20 protein-coding genes are annotated in these 20773 nt (G+C 73.4%); 11 read left to right on the top strand and 9 right to left on the bottom strand.

The window, feature by feature from the left end; translation table 11 throughout:
* Positions 1–31 precede the first annotated feature (31 nt).
* On the top strand, positions 32–1285 hold the full coding sequence (locus ACIBR0_RS27130; protein ID WP_396720303.1) for a PQQ-binding-like beta-propeller repeat protein: 1254 nt from the start codon (positions 32–34) through the stop codon (positions 1283–1285).
* Positions 1286–1412: 127 nt separating this feature from the next.
* On the opposite strand, the gene hisC is transcribed toward ACIBR0_RS27130, so the two are convergent.
* The 3 genes from hisC to hppD form a co-directional block, all read right to left on the bottom strand.
* Positions 1413–2516: a histidinol-phosphate transaminase gene (gene hisC / locus ACIBR0_RS27125; RefSeq protein WP_396720301.1), complete on the bottom strand. Its 1104-nt coding sequence runs from the start codon at positions 2514–2516 to the stop codon at positions 1413–1415.
* Positions 2513–3484, bottom strand: coding sequence for an RDD family protein (locus ACIBR0_RS27120; RefSeq protein WP_396720300.1), 972 nt, complete (start codon positions 3482–3484; stop codon positions 2513–2515). The genes hisC and ACIBR0_RS27120 overlap by 4 nt, the downstream gene beginning before the upstream one ends.
* A gap of 174 nt (positions 3485–3658) precedes the next feature.
* Positions 3659–4864, bottom strand: coding sequence for a 4-hydroxyphenylpyruvate dioxygenase (gene hppD / locus ACIBR0_RS27115; RefSeq protein ID WP_396720298.1), 1206 nt, complete (start codon positions 4862–4864; stop codon positions 3659–3661).
* 141 nt (positions 4865–5005) lie between these two features.
* On the opposite strand from hppD, the gene ACIBR0_RS27110 reads away from it, so the two are divergent.
* Entirely contained in the window at positions 5006–5491 is a 486-nt protein-coding gene (locus ACIBR0_RS27110; protein WP_396720296.1) for an Lrp/AsnC family transcriptional regulator, read from the top strand.
* Between the two features lie 53 nt (positions 5492–5544).
* Here the strand turns inward: ACIBR0_RS27110 and ACIBR0_RS27105 are convergent, their stop codons facing one another.
* Entirely contained in the window at positions 5545–6531 is a 987-nt protein-coding gene (locus tag ACIBR0_RS27105) for an ArsR family transcriptional regulator (RefSeq protein ID WP_396720294.1), read from the bottom strand.
* Positions 6532–6595: 64 nt separating this feature from the next.
* Between ACIBR0_RS27105 and ACIBR0_RS27100 the strand changes: the two genes are divergently transcribed.
* The 4 genes from ACIBR0_RS27100 to ACIBR0_RS27085 all read left to right on the top strand — a co-directional run bounded on the left by ACIBR0_RS27100 (position 6596) and on the right by ACIBR0_RS27085 (position 12565).
* Positions 6596–7840, top strand: coding sequence for an MFS transporter (locus ACIBR0_RS27100; protein WP_396720292.1), 1245 nt, complete (start codon positions 6596–6598; stop codon positions 7838–7840).
* Positions 7841–7998: 158 nt separating this feature from the next.
* A complete protein-coding gene (locus tag ACIBR0_RS27095; RefSeq protein WP_396720342.1) occupies positions 7999–9336 on the top strand; it encodes a PQQ-binding-like beta-propeller repeat protein in 1338 nt (445 codons plus the stop codon).
* Positions 9337–9434: 98 nt separating this feature from the next.
* Entirely contained in the window at positions 9435–11102 is a 1668-nt protein-coding gene (locus ACIBR0_RS27090) for a fumarate hydratase (protein ID WP_396720290.1), read from the top strand.
* A 53-nt stretch (positions 11103–11155) separates the two neighbouring features.
* Positions 11156–12565 (top strand): class II fumarate hydratase, encoded by a 1410-nt coding sequence (locus tag ACIBR0_RS27085; protein WP_357033811.1) that lies wholly within the window; start codon positions 11156–11158, stop codon positions 12563–12565.
* Here the strand turns inward: ACIBR0_RS27085 and ACIBR0_RS27080 are convergent.
* Together ACIBR0_RS27080 and ACIBR0_RS27075 are read right to left on the bottom strand one after the other, a co-directional pair.
* A complete protein-coding gene (locus tag ACIBR0_RS27080; protein WP_396720288.1) occupies positions 12510–12821 on the bottom strand; it encodes a hypothetical protein in 312 nt (103 codons plus the stop codon). The two genes, ACIBR0_RS27085 and ACIBR0_RS27080, sit on opposite strands and share 56 nt — an antisense overlap.
* On the bottom strand, positions 12818–13072 hold the full coding sequence (locus tag ACIBR0_RS27075; RefSeq protein WP_396720286.1) for a hypothetical protein: 255 nt from the start codon (positions 13070–13072) through the stop codon (positions 12818–12820). The genes ACIBR0_RS27080 and ACIBR0_RS27075 overlap by 4 nt, the downstream gene beginning before the upstream one ends.
* 215 nt (positions 13073–13287) lie before the next feature.
* Between ACIBR0_RS27075 and ACIBR0_RS27070 the strand changes: the two genes are divergently transcribed.
* Positions 13288–14100: a Scr1 family TA system antitoxin-like transcriptional regulator gene (locus ACIBR0_RS27070; protein ID WP_396720284.1), complete on the top strand. Its 813-nt coding sequence runs from the start codon at positions 13288–13290 to the stop codon at positions 14098–14100.
* Positions 14091–14279: a DUF397 domain-containing protein gene (locus ACIBR0_RS27065; RefSeq protein WP_396720282.1), complete on the top strand. Its 189-nt coding sequence runs from the start codon at positions 14091–14093 to the stop codon at positions 14277–14279. Before ACIBR0_RS27070 ends, ACIBR0_RS27065 begins: the two co-directional genes overlap by 10 nt.
* Positions 14280–14350: 71 nt before the next feature.
* Here the strand turns inward: ACIBR0_RS27065 and ACIBR0_RS27060 are convergent, their stop codons facing one another.
* Positions 14351–14896, bottom strand: a complete 546-nt coding sequence (locus ACIBR0_RS27060) for a CGNR zinc finger domain-containing protein (RefSeq protein WP_396720280.1) — start codon at positions 14894–14896, stop codon at positions 14351–14353.
* Between the two features lie 85 nt (positions 14897–14981).
* On the opposite strand from ACIBR0_RS27060, the gene ACIBR0_RS27055 reads away from it, so the two are divergent.
* From ACIBR0_RS27055 to ACIBR0_RS27045, 3 genes are all read left to right on the top strand, one after another.
* The gene (locus tag ACIBR0_RS27055) at positions 14982–15947 is read left to right on the top strand and encodes an EamA family transporter (RefSeq protein ID WP_396720278.1); all 966 of its coding nucleotides are present in this window, start codon (positions 14982–14984) and stop codon (positions 15945–15947) included.
* Positions 15948–15964: 17 nt separating this feature from the next.
* The gene (locus ACIBR0_RS27050; protein ID WP_396720340.1) at positions 15965–16672 is read left to right on the top strand and encodes an HAD family hydrolase; all 708 of its coding nucleotides are present in this window, start codon (positions 15965–15967) and stop codon (positions 16670–16672) included.
* Between the two features lie 69 nt (positions 16673–16741).
* Entirely contained in the window at positions 16742–18421 is a 1680-nt protein-coding gene (locus ACIBR0_RS27045) for a S8 family serine peptidase (protein ID WP_396720276.1), read from the top strand.
* 229 nt (positions 18422–18650) lie between these two features.
* On the opposite strand, the gene ACIBR0_RS27040 is transcribed toward ACIBR0_RS27045, so the two are convergent.
* The gene (locus tag ACIBR0_RS27040; protein WP_396720274.1) at positions 18651–19844 is read right to left on the bottom strand and encodes a hypothetical protein; all 1194 of its coding nucleotides are present in this window, start codon (positions 19842–19844) and stop codon (positions 18651–18653) included.
* A 168-nt stretch (positions 19845–20012) separates the two neighbouring features.
* A complete protein-coding gene (locus ACIBR0_RS27035) occupies positions 20013–20756 on the bottom strand; it encodes an IclR family transcriptional regulator (RefSeq protein WP_396720272.1) in 744 nt (247 codons plus the stop codon).
* Between the last annotated feature and the right edge of the window lie 17 nt (positions 20757–20773).

The raw sequence follows: 20773 nt of genomic DNA, 5'->3' as shown, positions 1-20773 counted from the left end.
GCGCTGGGTAGGGTGCCGGACGGAGGTGCGCATGGGGTTCCCGAAGGGCCGGCGCCGGGTCGTCCTGACCGTCGCCGTGCTGCTCGCCGCCGTCGTGGCCGGGGCCGTGGTCTGGCGGGTACTCGCACCCGCCGAGGTGAGCACCCCCGCCCGCGGCGCCTACCCGCCGGTGCCCTCGCCGGCGCCCGGCGTGGTCGCCCGGCTGCCGGTCGCCCCGCTGATCGTCGACGGTCGTCTGCGGGTGTACGCGGGGAACCGCCAGGTCTACGCCGACCGGCCGGTGAACAACCGCTACCGCACCACCCCGTACTGGTCGTACCGCCGCTGGCCGGCGACGCTGGAGGGGGTGGTGGCCACCGCGACGACCGTGGTGAGCCGTTGGTCGGACGGGCGGCTGGTGGGCCTGGACGGTCGTACCGGCCGGGTGTCCTGGTCCGTCGACGGCCCGGAACCGGTCGGCGATCCGGCGGTTCGACGCACGCGCGCGACGACCGTGTGGGAACCGCGCGGCCTGTTCGTCACCGAGCCGGCCGGTGGTCGGCCGGTGGTCGTGTCCGCCGGGCGGGGCCGGGTGGTCGCCGTCGACCCGGCCGGCGGCCGGGAACTCTGGCGGACCGACGTCGACGCCGGATGCCGCGACGCGATCGGCACCACGTCGACCGGCCGGCTGGTCACGGTGGACGGCTGCGCCGGTCCCGCCGTCGTGGAGTTCACCGACGCCGCCACCGGTACGGTGGGTGCCCGCTGGCGTCCGCCGGGGGCCGCCGACGAGCTGGTGGTGACCCTGCTGGGGTGCCGGTCCGGCCGTTCCGGCTGCGCCGGCCTGCGTACCGCCGGGCCGGAGGACGACACGGGTCAGGGCTGGCTGCTCGGCGAGGCCGCACCCGTCGCCGCGCCCACCCTGGACCCGGCCGGCGCGGAGCTGGCCGGAGAGGTCGCGGTCGCCGTGACCGACGGCGCATTGGTGGGGCGCTCGGCGCGGACCGGTGCCGAGCTGTGGCGGCGAAGTGGCCTGGGCCAGGCCCGGGTGGTTGCCGTCCAGCCCGGCCGGGTGCACGTGCTGACCCCGGCGAACGACCTGCTGACCGTGGATCCCGCCACCGGAACGCAGCGGTCGTGGTTCGTGTTGAACATCGGGTCCGACGGGGTCGGCTGGGCACCCGGCGCGGTGCACGCGGCGGACGGTTTCGTCGCGGTGGAGCGGCTCCGGAAGCCGGTCGATCCGGAGGGGGACGACCGGCTCTACTTCTACAACTCGGAGCCGGTGATCCTCGCGGCGACGTGAAAGCGCTGCCTGTTGGATAAAAAGGACATAAGTTACTTATAGCCACGCGGTGCTACGTGTGCGCGCCCGGGCCGGTCCGCTAGGGGATGGCGGACCGGCCCGGTCACCACGTCCGGTTCGGGCGGGGTCAGGCGAGCGCCGCCTCGGCGGCGGCCAGGAAGGCGTCGTTCTCGGCCGGGGTGCCGATGGTCACCCGGACGCCGTCACCCGGGAACGGCCGTACGATCACGCCCCGCGACTCGCACGCCTTGCCGAAGTCCACCGCCCGGTCGCCGAGCGGCAGCCAGACGAAGTTCGCCTGGCTGGTGGGCACGTTCGGGACGAGCTTCCGCAGCGCCTCGGTGACCCGGTCGCGCTCGGCGACGACCAGGGCGCACCGCCGCTGGACCTCGTCGGCCTGTGCGAGCGCCGCCAACGCGCCGGCCTGGGCGGCCATGCTGGTGGAGAAGGGCGTGACGACCTTGCGTACCGCCCCGGCGACCGCCGGCTGGGCGGCCAGGAAGCCGATCCGCAGGCCGGCCAGGCCCCACGCCTTGGACAGCGTCCGCAGCACGGCCACGTTGGGCCGGTCGAGGTAGGTCAGGCCGTCAGGCACCTCGGGGTCGGTGACGAACTCCCGGTACGCCTCGTCGATGACCACCAGCACGTCGTCGGGGACCGCGTCGAGGAAGCGGTCCAGCTCGGCCCGGCGTACCGCCGTGCCGGTCGGGTTGTTCGGGTTGCAGACCAGGATCATCCGCGTCCGGTCGGTCACCGCCGCGGCCATGGCGTCCAGGTCGTGACCGTGCCCGGCGTCGTTCGGGACCCGCACGCTGGTCGCGCCGCTGGTCGCCGCGATGATCGGGTACGCCTCGAACGAGCGCCACGAGTAGAGCAGTTCGTCGCCGGGCAGGCAGGTGGCCCGGACCAGGTGCTCGGCCAGCGCCACCGATCCGCAGCCGGTGGCGACCTGCTCGACGCCCACCCCGTACCGCTCGGCCAGGGCCTCGCGCAGTGCCACCACGCCCATGTCCGGGTAGCGGTGCACCCCGGCGGCGGCCTCGGCGACCGCCTCCACCACGCCGGGCAGCGGGCCGTACGGCACCTCGTTGCTGGCCAGCTTGATCGCCTCGGACAGGCCCAGCTCGCGCGCCAGGTCGGCGGGGCTGCGCCCGGGTACGTAGTTGGGCAGCGCGTCGAGGTCGGCGCGGGTGAGACGCAGCGCCGGCTGGTGACGTCCGGTGTCGGTCATGGGGTGTCTCCCGGGGGTTCGGAGCGGTCCTTCGGGGTGGTGCGGGGGGTACGGCGGTCCTGGACCACCACGGTCTGCGCCCGCTTGTCGTGCAGGGCCTGGCGCATCGGGTGGTCGAAGAGCGGGGACAGCGCGTCGAGGAGTTGCAGGACGAAGCCGAGGCAGAAGCAGGGCCAGAGCAGGGTGGGCAGGCCGAGGGTGTTCCACCGGCGCAGCGCGCGGCCGAAGCCGAGCGGCTCGTCGGCGGCGACCGGCACCGCCCGGATGCCCACCAGCCGCTTGCCGAGGGTCTGCCCGCCGGACGCCATGGACGGCACCTCGTACGCCAGCCACAGCGCGGCGGCGATCAGCAGGATGACGATGAGCAGTGAATCGGCCTGCTGGCCGGGCTGGGGCAGCGGGTCGGTCGTCGTCTCCCGGGCCTCCACGCGGCGCCACCACTCCGCGAAGGTCGGTTCGAGCTCCCGTGCCAGTCGCCAGACGAACCAGCCGTTGACGACGGCGTTGAGCGCGAAGACGATCGCGAAGTCGATCAGGCGGGCGACCAGCCGGGCACCGTACCCGGCCAGCGGCAGCCCGTGCGGCCGGGGCTCCGGCGGTCGGCCCGGCCACGCTCCGGCCGGCCATCCCGGCGGCGGCCCGTAGCCCGGGTGGGACTGCCCGGGGTGGGACTGCCCGGGGTGGGGCTGCCCGGGGTGGGGGTGCGGTCCGCCCGTCGGGCCCCCGACCTGGCCCGGTCCGGTCGGTGGGCCGGGCGGTGCGGGGGGTGCCGACCCGGGAGCCCCCGGAGCCGGCCGGGACGGTGCCGGTGGGGGCGGGGACGCCGGTGCCGGCGGCTCGACCGGCGGCGGGCCGTCGGGCGGGGTGGCGTCCAGGGGGATCGGCGCGCCGATCCAGCCCTCGCCGTCCCAGTACCGCCGGGTGTCGCGGTCGACCGGGTCCACGTACCAACCGGGTGCGATGCTCACGTCGCCGCCTCGCTGTGCTCGTTCACGCAGCAACCTTAACGACGGCGCCGCCCCGGGATGCCGAGGCCGCGATGGCGACAACTTCGGGGAAGATGCTGGCTGCGGCGCGGGGGAGGGAGCATCTTCCCCGAAGTTGTCGACGGAGCCGCCGGCGGTACGGGGTGCGGCGGCGGGTCAGAGGTTGCCGCGCTTCTCCTGCTCACGCTCGATGGCCTCGAAGAGCGCCTTGAAGTTGCCCTTGCCGAAGCCCAGCGAGCCGTGCCGCTCGATCAGCTCGAAGAAGACCGTCGGGCGGTCCTGCACCGGCTTGGTGAAGATCTGGAGCAGGTAGCCGTCCTCGTCCCGGTCGACCAGGATCTTGCGGGACTTCAGCTCCTCGATCGGCACCCGCACCTCGCCGATGCGGGCGCGCAGCTCGGGGTCGTCGTAGTACGAGTCCGGGGTCTCCAGGAACTCGACGCCGGCCGCGCGCATCGCGTCGACGCTGGCGAGGATGTCGTTGGTGGCCACGGCGATGTGCTGGGCGCCCGGGCCCTGGTAGAACTCCAGGTACTCGTCGATCTGCGACTTCTTGCGCGCGATCGCCGGCTCGTTGAGCGGGAACTTCACCTTGCGGGTGCCGCTCGCGACGACCTTGCTCATCAGCGCCGAGTAGTCGGTGGCGATGTCGTCGCCGATGAACTCGGCCATGTTCGAGAAGCCCATGACCTTCTTGTAGAAGTCGACCCACTCGTCCATGCGGCCCAGCTCGACGTTGCCGACGACGTGGTCGACCGCCTGGAAGAAGCGCTTCGGCTGGAGGCCGGCGTCGATCATCGGCTGCCGGTCCACGATCGGCCTGCGGGCCACGAAGCCGGGCAGGAACGGGCCGGTGTAGCGGGACCGGTCGACCAGCGTGTGCCGGGTGTCGCCGTACGCGGCGATGGCGGCCATCCGGACGGTGCCGTGCTCGTCGCTGACGTCGTGCGGCTCGACCAGGCCGGTCGCGCCCTGCGCGGTGGCGTGGGCGTACGCGGCGTTGACGTCCGGTACCTCCAGGGCGATGTCGGAGACACCGTCGCTGTGCTTCGTGACGTGCTCGGCGCCGGGGGCGTCCGGGCGGACCGCGCCGGTCAGCACGAACCGGGCCGAACCGCTGGTCAGCACGTACTGGGCGTGGTCGCGGTAACCCTGCTCGGGGCCCCGGTACGCCACACAGGTCATGCCGAACGCGGTGGAGTAGTAGTGCGCGGCCTGCTTGGCGTTGCCCACCAGGAAGTGCACGTGGTCGAGGCCCTTGACCGGGAACGGGTCGTGGCTGATGTCGTGGTCGACGGCTCCGACGAGCCGGTCGACGTCGACGTCCTCGGTCGACTGGGGTCGGTCGATCGCCTGGGTCATGGTGGCCTCCCTCGCGTACCGGCCGGCCTCGTGGGCCGCCGTTTCCGGTGCTTCTTCCGCGAATATCGCCGGACCGGCACGCACTGGGCAACTGTCACCGTTATCGCTGGTCAGGTTGCACAAGGCGTAGGGTCTAACCCCATGAACACTGGTCAGGATGTACAGCTCGACGCGCTGGACGCGCGGCTGATCGAACTCCTCGCCGAGGAACCCCGGATCGGGGTGCTGGAGTGCTCGCGGCGGCTCGGGGTGGCCCGCGGCACGGTGCAGGCCCGCCTGGACAAGCTCCTCGACCGGGGCGTCGTGGGTGGGTTCGGGCCGGAGGTGTCGCCCGCCGCCATCGGGTTCACCGTGACCAGCTTCGTGACGCTGGAGATCAGCCAGCGGCACGGCCACGACCCGGTCACCCGCCACCTGGCGGCGATCCCCGAGGTGCTGGAGGCGCACACGATCACCGGCTCCAGCGACCTGCTCTGCCGGATCGTGGCCCGCTCCAACACCGACCTCCAGCGGGTGATCGACCAGATCGTCTCGTACGAGGGGATCCGGCGGGCGTCGACGATCATCGCCCTGGCCGAGCAGATCCCGTACCGGGTGCTTCCGCTGGTGCGCTCCGCCGCGCGGTAAGGAAGGGCCCCCGCTTAACGCCTGCGGTAGAGGAAGGGTCCCTTCCTAACACCTCAGCCGCCGGCGAGGGCGTCGCCGAGCGGGGTACGCCGGTAGAGGACGGTCCGGCCGGCGCGGGTGCCGGCGACCAGCCCGGCGGTGCGCAGCACGGCGAGGTGGTCGCCGACCGCGCCCAGGCTCATGTCGAGCTGAACGACCAGCTGGCTGGTGGTGGCCGGCACGGCCAGTGCCCGCAGCACCGCCGCCCGGCCCCGCCCGACCAGTCGGTCCAGCGCGTCCTCCGGGCGGCCCAGGTCCGGTGGCCCGAGGAGTTCCGCGATCCCCGAGGCGCGGTAGACGATCGCGAACGGCCAGGGTGGGTCGACGTAGTTGATCATGTTGCCGAAGACGGTGGGGATGAAGAGGAGCCCCTGGCCGTCCAGCGAACACGTGCGCGCGTCGGAGTCGCCCACCTCGATCGCCCCGAGGTCGCCGTCCGCCACCCACCGCAGCCGTGGGTCCAGGTCCGCGACGGCGGCGCCCCAGCCGTACGCGAGCAGCCGGCCGGCCCGGTGCAGCAGGTCCCGCTCCAGGATGGCCCGCAGCCGGGGCCAGTCCGGCTCGACCAGCGTCGTCCAGGCCGCCTCGATCGCGTCGGCCAGCAGGTCCACCACGTCCGCGGAGTCGAAGATCCGGCGGGCGTACGCCGGGGGCGCCCGGTGGCCGGCGAGGTTGCGGCGCAGCTCGTCGCGGGCCTGCGCCAGCGGGGTCGCCCGCACCACGGCCACCTCGTCGGCGAAGGTGCGACCGGTGCCGGCCGGCGGGGGCTGGATGAAGTCCGCGTTGTAGCCGCCCCGGCGCAGCAGGGCCAGGAAGGCCCCGACCGCCGGCTGCTCCCGGCGCAGCCGCTCGTACGCCGGACGGGCCCGGGCCACCCAGGGCGCCAGGGCGGGCGCGGAGCGCTGACCGGCGCACAGCCGCAGCGCCGACACCGCCTCGCCCAGCGGGGACACCGCGTACCGGCTGGCCGCGATGTCGGCCGGGGTCACCTCGATCCGCACGCTCTACCTTTCGTCGGTCACCGAAAGGATAGAGACGACGGCCGGCGGCCGGCACGCTGACCCGGTGACCACCACCAGCACCGTCGGGACCCCGGGCGTCAACGACCGTCCCGCCACCTTCCGGGACGTCTTCGCCGTCCGGGAGTTCCGGGTCCTCTTCGCGAGCTTCGGCGTCTTCCTCATCGGCGAGACGGTCAAGATGCTCGCCCTGTCGGTGCTGGTCTACGAGCGCACCGGGTCGGGGCTGCTCGCCGCCCTCGCGTACGTCACGGGGTTCCTGCCGCACGCGTTCGGCGGGGTGTTCCTGCTGGCCTACGCCGACCGGTGGCCGCCCCGGGCGCTGATCGTCGGGTACGACCTGGTGCGGCTGGCCGCGGTGGCGGTGCTCGCCTCCGGCGTGCTCGCCCCGGGGGCCATGCTCGGGCTGGTCGCCGTCGTCGGCCTTTTCGGCCCGGTGAGCAGCGCCGCCCGCTCCGCACTGCTGCCCGAGATCCTGCACGGCGACGCGTACGTGCTGGGGCGCTCGCTGCTCACCATGGCCTCCGGTGGCACCCAGGTCGCCGGGTTCGCGGTCGGCGGGCTCCTGCTGGGGTTGGTCGGCCCGTACGGCGCGCTCTGGCTGACCGCCGCCACCTGCGCCCTCTCCGCGCTGCTCGTCCGCGTCGGGCTGACCGCCCGCTCCGCCCGCGTCCGTGCCGACGCGACGACCGGCCGCGGGGGTGTGATCCGGGAGACGTGGCGTGTCAACGGAGAACTCCTCGCCGACCGGCGGATCCGGGGACTGCTGCTGGCCAAGTGGCTGCCCGGCTCGCTGCTGGTCGGAGCCGAGGGGGTCGCCGTGCCGTACGCCGCCGGGCTGGCGCCGGGGGCCGGTGCCGGAGTGCTGCTGATGGCCGGTGCGTCGGGGATGCTCGTCGGGGACCTGCTGGTGGGGCGTTTCGTGGCTCCGGCCCGCCGGGAGCGGTGGACGCCGTGGCTGGCGGTGCTGCTCGGCGTACCGATCCTGGTCTTCGCGGCCCGGCCCGGCCTGTGGCCGGCGGCGGCCCTGTTCGTGGTGTCCTTCGCCGGGTTCGCCTACCAGCTCGGCCTGGCCCGGCGGTTCCTCGACGCGGTGCCAGAGGCCCGGCGGGGACAGGCGTTCGGGCTGGTCGGCACCGGCATGATGGCCGTCCAGGGTGGGGCGGCGGCGGGTGCCGGCGCGCTCACCGAGGTGCTCGCACCGGGCGTCGTGATGGCCCTGTCCGGCGCCGCCTCGCTCGTCTGCACACTCGCGCTGTGGCGGGTGCTGTCCCCCCGAAGTGGAGATTGATCGGCCGACACGCGCCAGCGGCACCCTCGCCGACCGCCGGGGGTGGCTACCGTGTCCGGGTGAACGAGAGCCGCCTCGGTGTGCGTGGCTGGCTTCTGCTCGGGTTGGCCACTGTGGTGGTGCTCGCCGCCACGGGCGTGTGGAACCCGTTCCCCCGGATGTGGGACTGGGTGAACCGCAGCCGGCCAATCTCCGCCGACGTCGTCTGGCAGCAGCGCATCGGCGGCACCCCGCGCAGCGTGACCATCGCCGGCGACACCGTCGTGGTCGAGCAGCGCACCCGCGTCGAGGCGCGCGGCCTGGCCACCGGCAGCAAGCTCTGGGAGCGCAAGGCCGACTGGTCCGCGGTCGCCGGGGCCGACCGGGACGCCGTCGTCGTCGTGGGCAAGCTCCTGGTCAAGGGGTACGAGGTGCTCGACCCCACCACCGGCGCGACCCGGCGGCGCAACGGGGACGCGCTGGCCGTGTGGACGTACCGCAACCTGCTGCTGGACGCCCGCTGCGTCGACGCCACCGACTGCACGATCAGCGCCTGGGACCCGCGCGGCACGGCTCCGTTGTGGACCGCCTTCGTCCCCGGCGTCCGCAGCGGGCTCCTCGGCGACAACCCCGGCCTACTCGACACCCGCCGCCTCGACGCGCTGCGCATCGACGAGGAGGTGGCCGGTCCGGAACCGGTGCCGGGCCTGCTCGGCTTCCCGATCGACGGCCGGGTGCACGTGCTGGACACCGCCACCGGCCGGGTGCTCGCCGACGTCGAACCGGGCCGGGAGGAGCGGCTGTCGGTGGTCGGGGGCCGGCTGCTGCGGATCACCGCGCGGTCCGAGGACGGAACCTGCTACTTCGCCATCTCGGCCCGCGACCCGGCCACCGGTCAGGAGACGTGGCAGCGGGCCGGCGTCAACCTGCGTACCGCCGACAGCGCCGGCTGCGCGCAGCGGGAGGACCCGCAGGGTGCGCGGAGCGTGCTCCTCGGCGTCGCCCCGGACGGCCGCGAGGCGGTCCTCGACGGGTACGACGGGCGGCTGCTCCTGGTCGCGGCCCCCGGTGAGCGGGTGCTCGCCGTGGACGACCGGTACGCGCTGGTCCGGTCGGCCGACAAGGGCTCGGTGAGCGGACGGGACCTGGGCGGCGGGCGGATCCTCTGGAGCCGCGCGACCGGCGCGAAGGCGGGCGCGGCGCTCACCCCGTACGCGGCCGTGATCGCCGACGAGAAGCCGTCCCGGCTGTTCGCGCTGAACCCGCGTACCGGTGCCGAGCTGGCCGTCCTCCGGACCTCCGCGAACGCCCTCGCGGTCGGCCCGAACGGGATGATCATCGGGGAGGGGCGGGAGATCGGCTACGTGCGCTTCGGCGGCGCGGCCGGCGTACCGCCCGGCTCCGGCGGCGACCCCGCGCCCGGCCCGGCGGGCACCGGCGGTGTCCCGGCGCCCGAGGACAGCTGCGGCCCGAAGCGGGAGCAGTGCCCCGACCCCGACCCGGGCAAGGACGGCTGAGCCGGCCGACCCGCCGCCGGCCGTCGGGTGAGAGCGGCGTCCCAGGACGCACCCGGCGGGTGGGACTGATCGACCGTCCTGCCCTAGGCTTTCCGCTCATGAGCAGTGCCGCCGCGTTCTCGTATGCTCCCTTGCTGCCGACCGGTCCGGACCAGACGGAGTATCGCCTGGTCACCGACGAGGGCGTCGACGTCGTCAACGGTCCGGGGGGCCGCCGGTTCCTCACCGTGGAGCCGGCCGCGCTCACCGCGCTGACCGCCGAGGCGATGCACGACATCGCCCACTTCCTGCGCCCCGCGCACCTCGCGCAGCTCCGGTCGATCATCGACGACCCGGCGGCCTCGCCGAACGACCGTTTCGTGGCGCTCGACCTGCTGCGCAACGCCAACATCGCGGCCGGTGGCGTGCTGCCGATGTGCCAGGACACCGGCACCGCGATCGTGATGGGCAAGCGGGGCCGGCACGTGCTCACCGACGGCAGCGACGCCGAGGCCATCTCGCGCGGCGTCTACCAGGCGTACACGAAGCTGAACCTGCGCTACTCGCAGCTCGCCCCGCTGACGATGTGGGACGAGCGGAACACCGGCAGTAATCTGCCCGCCCAGGTCGAGCTGTACGCCGAGGACCCGGAGGGGCACCCCGACGCGTACAAGTTCCTCTTCATGGCCAAGGGCGGCGGCTCGGCCAACAAGTCGTACCTCTACCAGGAGACGAAGGCGCTGCTGAACCCGACGCGGATGATGCAGTTCCTGGAGGAGAAGCTGCGGCTGATCGGCACCTCGGCCTGCCCGCCCTACCACCTGGCGATCGTCATCGGCGGCACCTCCGCCGAGTACGCGCTGAAGACCGCCAAGTACGCCAGCGCCAAGTACCTGGACGCCCTCCCGACCGAGGGCTCGATGACCGCGCACGGCTTCCGCGATCTGGAGCTGGAGGCGGAGGTGCTGGAGCTGACCCGCAACTTCGGCATCGGCGCGCAGTTCGGCGGCCGGTACTTCTGCCACGACGTCCGGGTGGTGCGGCTGCCCCGGCACGGCGCGTCCTGCCCGGTGGCGATCGCCGTCTCCTGCTCCGCGGACCGGCAGGCGGTCGCGAAGATCACCCCGTCGGGTGTGTGGCTGGAGCGGCTCGAAACCGACCCGGCCCGCTTCCTGCCGGATGTCACCGACGAGACGCTGGACGCCGAGACGGTGGTCCGGGTCGACCTCAACCGGCCGATGGACGAGATCCGGGCCGAGCTGTCGAAGTACCCGGTGAAGACCCGGCTGTCGTTGAGCGGCCCGCTGGTCGTCGCCCGGGACATCGCCCACGCCAAGATCGCCGAGCGGCTCGACGCGGGTGAGGCGATGCCGCAGTACCTGCGCGACCACGCCGTCTACTACGCCGGCCCGGCGAAGACCCCCGAGGGGTACGCCTCCGGCTCGTTCGGCCCGACCACCGCCGGCCGGATGGACGCCTACGTGGAGAAGTTCCAGGCGGCCGGCGGCTCGAAGGTGATGCTGGCCAAGGGCAACCGGTCGGCGCAGGTCACCCGCTCCTGCCAGCAGCACGGCGGCTTCTACCTCGGCTCGATCGGCGGCCCGGCGGCCCGGCTCGCCCAGGACTGCATCAAGCACGTCGAGGTGCTCGAGTACGCGGAGCTGGGCATGGAGGCGGTCTGGAAGATCGAGGTGGAGGACTTTCCGGCCTTCATCGTGGTCGACGACAAGGGCAACGACTTCTTCGCCGAGGTCACCAAGCCGGTCCTGACGGTGGGCCGCCGCTGACGTTCGAGCCTGGACTCGGCGATCATCTGCACGTCGCCGCCGGGCGCGGCAGGATGGTACGCGTGACGACTCCAGAGGCAGCGGGTTACCGGATCGAACGCGACTCGATGGGCGAGGTGGAGGTGCCCGCCGAGGCGTTGTGGCGTGCGCAGACCCAGCGCGCGGTGCAGAACTTCCCGATCTCCGGCCGGGGCATCGAGCCGGCCCAGATCCGGGCCCTGGCGCAGATCAAGGGGGCCGCCGCCGAGGTCAACGGTGAGCTGGGCGTGATCGACGCCAACGTCGCCGCTGCCATCGCCGCCGCCGCCGCCCACGTGGCCGACGGCGGGTACGACGACCAGTTCCCCGTGGACGTCTTCCAGACCGGGTCCGGCACCTCGTCGAACATGAACACCAACGAGGTCATCGCCACCCTGGCCACCCGGGAGCTGGGCCGGGACGTGCACCCGAACGACGACGTCAACGCCTCCCAGTCCAGCAACGACGTCTTCCCGTCATCCATCCACCTGGCCGCCACCGAGGCGGTCGCGCGGGACCTGCTGCCGGCGTTGTCGCACCTCGCGCAGGCGTTGGAGGACAAGGCGGTCGAGTTCGCGACCGTGGTCAAGGCCGGCCGTACCCACCTGATGGACGCCACGCCTGTGACCATGGGGCAGGAGTTCGGCGGGTACGCCGCGCAGGTCCGCTACGGCATCGAGCGGCTCGACGCGGCGCTGCCGCGGCTGGCCGAGCTGCCGCTCGGCGGCACCGCCGTGGGCACCGGCATCAACACCCCGCTGGGCTTCGCCGCCCGGGTCGTCGAGCGGCTCCGGGACTCGACCGGGCTGCCGTTGACCGAGGCGCGTAACCACTTCGAGGCGCAGGGCGCCCGGGACGCGCTGGTGGAGACCTCCGGCCAGCTCCGTACGGTCGCTGTCGGCCTCTACAAGATCGCCAACGACATCCGCTGGATGGGTTCCGGCCCCCGTGCCGGCCTGCGTGAGCTGCGCATCCCGGACCTCCAGCCCGGCTCGTCGATCATGCCCGGCAAGGTGAACCCGGTGGTCGCCGAGGCGATGCGGCAGGTCTGCGCCCAGGTAGTCGGCAACGACGCGACGGTGGCGTTCGCCGGCTCGCAGGGCGACTTCGAGCTGAACGTCATGCTCCCCGTGATGGGCCGCAACCTGTTGGAGTCGATCCGGCTGCTCGCCGCGTCGAGCCGGCTCTTCGCCGACCGCCTGGTGGTCGGCCTGGTCGCGGACGCCGAGGTCTGTCTGGCGTACGCGGAGGGCTCGCCGTCGATCGTCACCCCGCTCAACCGTCACCTCGGGTACGACGAGGCCGCCTCGATCGCGAAGGAGGCCCTCGCGAAGCAGATCTCCATCAAGGAGGTCGTGCTGGCCCGGGGTCACGTGGCCTCCGGCAAGCTCACCGAGGTGCAGTTGGAGGAGGCGCTGGACCTGCTCCGCATGACCCACCCCTAGAGGCCCAGGCGAGGAAGCGGGCGAAGAGCGCGGCCGGGTCCGGCCCGTCCTGCGGGTGCAGCCGGCACAGGTCGGCGGTGGCCTCGTGCAGCACTGTGCAGAGGTAGATGCTGAGCGCGATCCGGTCGTGGGCGTACTCGGCGACGAGGGCGAGCCGCGCCGTGGCACACGGCCAGGGTGCGGCGCAGACCCGGCAGAGCCAGAGCGGGCGCAACGGTAGGTGCGGGCGGGCGGCGGGGCCGGCGGGGCTGGTCACCAGCGTTCGCCGTTGGCGGGTGCAGGGAGGCTGGCCGGCTCGGTCGGCACGGCCGCGTACCGGTCGGGGCAGGTGCGCCAGCGCAGGCCGCACGAGCAGTCCGCGCGCATCCGGCGCCAGACCCGGTCGTGCCGGGGTGCGAGGGTACCGGTCGCTGATTGCGGGGCGTCCGGGACATGCGGAAGGTCCAGGTCCGCCAGTTGGGTGGGGACACGGCGCAGCCTCCTGTCGAGCTGAATCATTTGCGTCATCGCCCCGGCGGTGGACCGCCCGGCCGGGGAGCGGGCGGTCCACCGTGACGCCGCGCCCGGGGGACGAGCGGCGAGCGTCGCGCTTCACAGTCTGGTGAGGACACCGCTACGGTCGGAAGGGTTCGTCCGCGCTGTCCGAGTTCCACTGCGGCGGGGCGGGTCGCCGGTGGCGTCGCGCTGGAGTCGATCAACCGGTTCCTGGGGGGTGGCTGGACATGGCGAGTGGGCAGATGACCGCAGCGGCGTTCCTGGTGGCGGAGCTGCGCCGGGGGCGGATTCGTCGCGGCTGGAGCCAGGAGGAACTGGCCAAGGCGGTCAACTACTCACCGTCGATGGTCAGCGCGGTGGAACTCGGCCAGCAGCCGCCCACCGGCAAGTACCTGGAACTGGTCGACAAGGCCCTGGACACGGGTGGCCTCTACACCCGGATGCTCACCGACCTGGTCAGCCTGGACCGAGCCCAGCCCTGGCTGCGTGGCTGGCAGGCGATCCTGGCGGACTCGTGGGCTCTACGCTGGTTCGACCCGCTGCACGTTCCAGGTCTGCTGCAGACCGAGGCGTATGCGCGGGCGGTCTTCGAGTCTGATCCACTGCTCGATCCCGAGGAAGTCGAGCGGCGGCTCACTGACCGGTTGGACAGTCAAGCGGTGCTCTATGCCGAGCGTCCACCCAGGCTCGTGGGGGTTATGGACGAGGCGGTACTACGGCGGACCGTGGGCGGTCGCAAGGTCATGTGCGATCAGGTGTCGCATCTCGCTCGCCTCGCCATCGAGCACCCGCACGTCCGGATCCAGGTCGTGTCGTTCGCGGCGGAGGAGTATCCGGGCCTGAACGGCCCGTTCATCCTCGCCAGCATGGCCGGTGGCGTGGAACTCGCTTTCCTCGGGGGCCAGATCGGAGGGCAGGAGCTGGACCGACCGGATGATCTCATGCGACTGCAACGGACCTGGGAGGCTACTCTCGCCGTGGCCCTGCCCCCACAGGAGTCGATCGAGCGGCTGAGGGAATTGGCGGAATCATGGAGTTGACTGGCGCTTGGTGGCGCAAGAGCCGTCGGAGTGGGTCCAACGACCAGTGCGTCGAGGTGGCGACGAATCTCTCCGGGGTGGTCGGGGTGCGGGACAGCAAGGACCCGGCGGGGCCGGTGCTGGGCGTCGACCCGTACTCCTGGCGGATCTTCGTGGCGGCGCCGCCGCAGCGGCCGTGACGGCCGCGCCCGGAGCGGACGCCCTGGCTCACTGAGCCATTGACGACATCAGCTCGACAGGGCGCGAGCGGTCAGGTGCGGGCGGCGGCCTTGCGGGCGCGGTAGGCGGTCACGGCGGCGCGGTTGCCGCAGGTGGTGTCGCAGAAGCGGCGGGAGCGGTTCTTCGACAGGTCGACCAGGACGTTGTCGCAGTCGGGGTGGTCGCAGATCCGCAGCCGTCCCAGCTCCTCGCTGCGGACCAGGTCGGCCAGCGCCATCGCGGCCTCGACGGCGATCCGGGTGGCGAGCGGAGCGTCGCGTGGCACGGCGTGGAAGTGGTACGGCTCGTCGTCGTGCGTGATGAGCTGCGGCAGGGCCTGGTTCTCACGGAGCAGCCCGTTGACGATGGCGACGATCTCGTCGGTGTCGGCGTGCCAGACGCGGCGCAGGCGGGGGCGCAGTTGCCGGACCGCCGCGAGCTCGGCCTGGGTGTGTTCGTGCCGTCCGGTGTACGCGTGCGCGACGAAGAACTCGTCCAGGGCGGCGACGTCGGGCAGCCCCTCGACGTCCCCGCCGTCGGTGTTGACGAGCGCGGCGGCACTGATCAGCGCGCACTCGGTGTCATGGGCAAAAAGCAACTTGACTCCTGTCATCGCCCGGCCGTAGCGTCATCGGCGTAACTCTAGTTTGCCCATGACTTCCGGCCACGCCAAGGAGAGATCGATGCGCCAACCCTCCGTCGGCGGTGCCGGCCTCGCCCTGGCCGTGCTGTCCGCGCTCACCTTCGGGACGTCCGGCACGTTCGCCCGCTCGCTCATCGACGCCGGTTGGTCGGCCGAGGCCCTGGTGATCGCCCGGGTGGGTCTCGCCGCCCTGGTGGTGGCGGTGCCGGCGGTCCTTGCCCTGCGCGGCCGGTGGGGGGTCCTGCGCGACAACCTCACGACGGTCGGCGTCTTCGGGCTGCTCGGCGTCGCGCTGGCGCAGGTGTGCTTCTTCAACGCGGTGCGATACCTGCCGGTCGGTCTCGCGCTGCTGCTGGAGTACCTGGGGATCATCGTCGTGGTCGGCTGGATGTGGCTGGTCCACGGCCAGCGCCCGCAGCGCCTGACGCTGGCCGGCTCGGCGGCGGCCCTGGCCGGTCTGGTGCTCGTGCTCGACCTCGCCGGCGCCGAACGCCTCGACCCGATCGGGGTCCTGTGGGGGCTTGGCGCGGCGGTCGGGCTGGCTGGGTACTACGTCCTCGCCGGGCGGGTCGACCCCCGCCTTCCCTCGGTGGTGCTGGCCGCCGGAGGCATGGGCGTCGGCGCGGCCCTCCTGCTGGTGCTCGGCGTGGTGGGACTGCTGCCGCTGCGGGCCACCTTCGGCGTGGTGGAGTTCGCCGGGGAGCAGACCGACTGGTGGGTGCCGGTCGCGGGTCTGGTGCTGGTGGCAGCGGTTGTCGCGTACCTGGCCGGGATCGCCGGTGCCCGCATCCTCGGCGCCCGCCTGGCGTCGTTCGTCGGCCTGACCGAGTTGATGTTCGCCGTCCTCATCGCCTGGCTGGTGCTGGACGAGGTGCTGACCGTGCAGCAGCTCGGCGGCGGTGCGCTCATCGTCGCCGGGGTGGCGCTGGTCCGGCTCGACGAGTTGCGTGAGCCCGCCCCGGCACCCGAGCCGGCACCGGAACCGGCGCTGACCGGCGACCGGTGACCGGGGGAGCGGTCGGGGTGCTGACCACGGTCGTCTTCGACGCCGACGAGACGCTGCTCGACCTGCGCCCGGCGGTGACCGGCGGGCTGCTGGCCGTACTCGATCAGATGCGGCGGCTGACCCCGGCGGCGGCCGGGGTGTCCCTCGCGGACCTGGAATCGGACTGGCACACCGTCTTCGGCGCACGGACGTCCGCGCCCGTCGTGGAGATCCGGCGAGCCGCGCTGGCCCGGTCCCTGGCCCGCGCCGGGCTCGACGACCACCTCGACGACCTCGCGGCGTTCTTCTTCGCGCGGCGGTTCGCGCTGACCCGGCCCTACCCGGACGTGCCGCCGGCCCTCGCCGCGCTGCGGCGGCGGTGGACGCTGGGCTACGCCACCAACGGCAACAGTCGCGCCGAACGCTGCGGGCTCGCCGACGAGTTCGCCTTCGAGGTCTACGCACACGACGGCGGCCTGCCGAAGAAACCCGACCCGGCGTTCTACGCGGCGGTGGTCGAGGCCGCCGGAGCGCCGGCCAGGCAGATCGCGTACGTCGGCGACTCACTCGTCCACGACGTGCTCGGGCCGCAGCGCGCCGGGCTGCGCGGCGTCTGGCTGAACCGTCACGGCCTGCCCCGCCCGCCGGACGTGCGGCCGGACGCCGAGGTGAGCACCCTGGCCGACCTGCCCGATGCGCTGCTCGAACTGCAGGAGCAAGCCGAATTTACGAATGCAACCGGATAGGTGTCTGGCGGAAACCATTTCAGCCTGTTCTGATGACAGCCACGTCCCTCAAGGAGAGGATCCGATGTGGTGAGCAAGCGCTTCACCGCCGGTGCCGTCGCCACCGCGACTGCCCTGGCACTCACGGTAACCGGCCTGACCATGCCGGCCGGCGCCGCGCCGTCCAGCAGCCAGACCTTCACGGTGGTCGCCGAGAAGGGGATCTCGGCAGAGGCCGCCATCGCGGCGATCCGAGCGGCCGGCGGTACCGTCGTGTCCCGCAACGACAGCGTGGGTACGTTCCAGGTGCGCAGCGACCGGGCGGACTTCGCCAGCCGCGCGGCCGCCGCTGACGCCCTGCTCGGCGCGGCTCAGCAGAGGGCCATCGGCCAGGCGCCGAAGATCGACCGCGTCGAGCAGGAGAACCTGCTGGCCGCCGCGAGGACCAAGGGCGCGGGCAGCGCCGCGCCGACGGCGGCGACCGGCATGGACCCGCTGGACGAGAAGCTGTGGGGCTTGCGGATGATCGGCGCCGACCGGGCGCGGCAGACCGAGCCGGGCGACCGAGGTGTGACCGTCGGCGTCCTCGACACCGGCGTCGACGCCAGCAACCCCGACCTCGCCGCCAACTTCAGCTGGTCGCTGTCGCGCAACTTCGCCCCGGACATGACCGACATCGACGGCCCGTGCGAGGTCGCGGGTTGCCTCGACCCGGTCGGCACCGACGACGGCGGCCACGGCACGCACGTCGCCGGCACCATCGGCGCGGCCGCGAACGGGTTCGGCCTCTCCGGTGTCGCTCCGAACGTGACCCTGGTCGAGCTGAAGGGCGGCCAGGACTCCGGCTACTTCTTCCTGAACCCGGTCGTCAACGCCCTGACGCACGCCGCCGACGCCGGCCTCGACGTGGTCAACATGTCGTTCTACGTCGACCCGTGGCTCTACAACTGCACCGCCAACCCGGCCGACTCGCCGGAGGCGCAGGCCGAACAGCGCGTCATCATCGAGGCGATGACCCGCGCGCTGAACTACGCCCACGACAAGGGCGTGACGCTCGTCGGTGCCCTCGGCAACAACCACGAGGACCTCGGCAAGCCGCGGACCGACTACTCCAGCCCGGACTACGGCGCCGACCCGTACGCCCGGCCGATCGACAACTCCAGCTGCTGGGACCTGCCGGCGGAGGGCCCGCACGTGATCGGTGTGTCGGCGCTCGGCCCGTCGGGCAAGAAGTCCGACTTCTCCAACTACGGCCTCGAGCAGATCTCGGTGGCGGCACCCGGTGGCTGGTTCCGTGACGGCTACGGCACCTCGTCGTACCGGACCGACGCGAACATGATCCTCTCCGCGTACCCGCTCAAGGTGCTGCAGGAGGAGGGCTCGGTCGACGCCCGCGGCAATGTGGTCCCCAGCGCCAGGGACTTCGTCTTCAAGGACTGCACCAAGGGCGGATCCTGCGGGTACTACACCTACCTGCAGGGCACCTCGATGGCCTCGCCGCACGCCGCCGGCGTCGCTTCGCTGATCGTCAGCGCGTTCGGCAAGACCGACCCGGTCAAGGGCGGTCTGCGCCTGGCCCCCGACCAGGTCGAGAAGCACCTCTACGTGACCGCGACCGAGCGGGCCTGCCCCGAGCCGCGCCTGCAGTCGTACGCCAACGAGGGCCGCTCGGCGGAGTTCGACGCCCTCTGCGAGGGCGACAGCACGTTCAACGGCTTCTACGGGCACGGCATCATCGACGCGCACGCCGCGGTGACCACACCCATGTGACAGGCCGGTACCACCTCGCGGGGCCCGGACGACCTCCCGTCGTCCGGGCCCCGCCCTGTCCCCGCCCTGTCCCCGCCCTGTCCGCGGCCACTCCCCGGCGCCCCGGCGACGCGCGCTGCGCGCGGCGGCGCATCGACCCTGCAAGATCCACTCGACGTTATTGATGTCGGGTTGTCCGGAGGCGTCAACACCGCGACATCAATGAAGGCGAGTCGATCACCTGGCGCGGTCACCGGCGCCAGCCGCGGGACGACAGAGCCGCCCGCACCTCGCGGAGCACGCCGGGGAAGTCCCGGTGCAGGCGGCGGCTCGTCACGTGCAGCACCAACCAGCCGGCGGCGACGAGCCCATTCAGGCGTGCCCGGTCGACGTGCAGCCGGTCGGCGTCAGCGTGCCACTGCCCGTCGTACTCGACGGCGACCCGGTGCTCCGGCCAGGCCAGGTCGGGATGCACCACCAGGCCGGACGGCAGGCACACCGGATGCTGGGTGACCGGCCTGGGCAGCCCGGCCAGCACCAGCCGCAACCGCAGGTGCGACTCCGGCGGGGACTGCGCACCGGCGTCCGCCAGGCCGAACAGCCACGCTGCGCGCCGCCCGCCGGGCCGTCCCGCGTACCGCTCGGCGGTCGCCGCCAACGCGGCGGGAGTGGTGAGGCCCTGGCCGAGCAGCGCGTCGATGACGCCGATCGCCCGGACGGGATCCACCCAGACCGCCGTCTCCCACGCCGCCTGCTCCGGGCTCGTCCGGGCCAGGACCGGAGCCTGCGCCCACCGGTACGGGGCTCCCGACACCGGGATCCCGCCGGGTGCCGGGTCTCGGGCCGGGGAGCGGTCCCGCCCGGGCACTGCTGCCCGCTGCGCCGGTCCGGCCGTCGTCCGTCCCGACCGCCGGTTCGGTGGACCGACGACATCGGCCGTCGGTCGCCCCGGTGCCCCGGCGACCGGTGACCCGCCGCTCGGCCGTCCCGGTGGCCGGGTGTTCGGCCGTGTCGATGGTCCGTCACCCGGCCGTTCCGGTGGCCCGACGACCACCGGGGCCGGTGGGCGGGTCGGCCGTGACGTGGCTGCGGGGTCGGGCGGGCCGGTGACGTGCAGGCGGATCCCCTTCTGTGCACCGAGCCGGCCAGGGCCGGGCACCAGCACGTGGACCTCGTCGGTGAAGCTCGCGGCGTGCTCGACGCCGTGCAGGTAGGCCGCCGACGGGCCGGCGATCCACACACCGTTCGGCAGGCGCAGCGTGGCGGCCTGGCAGGCGAGTGCGTGGTCCCGTTCGAGGCGGGCGTCGGCGTACACGTCGTGGCGCAGCCGCACCCACGCGGAGCTGCGCAACTGGTGCTCGGTGAGGAGGTAGCGGCCCACCGCGTCGGAGCCGCGGAAGACCTGCCAGGCCAGCGCGGCCGGCCGGTGTGGTCGAGGTGGCATGTCCGCAGCCTGCGCCGCCGACACGGTCGCCCGACACCCCTGTGGACAACCGTCCTGGTCCGCCCGGACGCCCCCTGTGGACAACCGCCTCGGACCCGTCGGGGTGTGGTATGCGTCGATCACCGCCGGGGGGCGGGGCCGGGCGGGGATGGCGGGCCAGGGCGCGGGTCAGCGGAGGGCGGTGGCGATGGCCTCGGCGGCGGCGGTGACCTGCGCCCCGACCGTGGTGACGTCCAGCGGTGCCAGCGCCACCACGCCGACGCTGGCCTCCAGGCCGGGCACGCCGAGGACGGGAGCGGCCACCCCGTACGCCCCGGGTTGCAACTCGCCGGCGGTGCTCACCGGGCCGGCGGCGCCGGACCGGCCGGCGAGGATGGCCTGACCGGCGGCGCCGCGTTCGAGCGGGTGCCGGGCGCCCGTCCGGTACGCCACGTGGAACGACGTCCAGCTCGGCTCGACCACGGCCAGGGCCACACCCTCGCCGCCCTCGACGACGGTGAGGTGGGCGGTGGCCCCGGCCTGCTCGGCGAGGCGGCGCAGCGCGGGCAGCGCGCCCTCGGCGAGCAGCGGTTGGGCCCGCCGGGCCAGGTGCAGGACGCCGGCGCCGAGGCGCAGCCGGCCCTCCGGGTCGCGGCGCAGCATGCCGTGGCCGGTCAGCGGGCCGACCAGCCGATAGACCGCCGCGCGACCGATGCCCAGCCGGTTGGCCGCCTCGGTGACGGTCAGCCCGCCCGGCGCGTCGGCCACCAGGTGCAGCAGCCGCAGACCCCGGTCCAGCGTCTGCGCGGTCTCGCCACCGACGGTGGAGACGGCCGGATCCGTGCCGGCCGGGGAGGCGCCGGTGCCGCCCGGACCGGCCACGCCGCCGGCCCGGCTCGTCGGGTCGCTGCCGCGTCGGGCCGTGGTGTCCACGCCAGCAGCGTACGACC

Origin of the sequence: Micromonospora sp. NPDC049497, assembly GCF_044465805.1 — a bacterium.
Lineage (GTDB): Bacteria > Actinomycetota > Actinomycetes > Mycobacteriales > Micromonosporaceae > Micromonospora.
The sequence above is the reverse complement of the archived record's forward strand: the minus strand, read 5'-3'. Positions and strand labels throughout refer to the sequence as shown.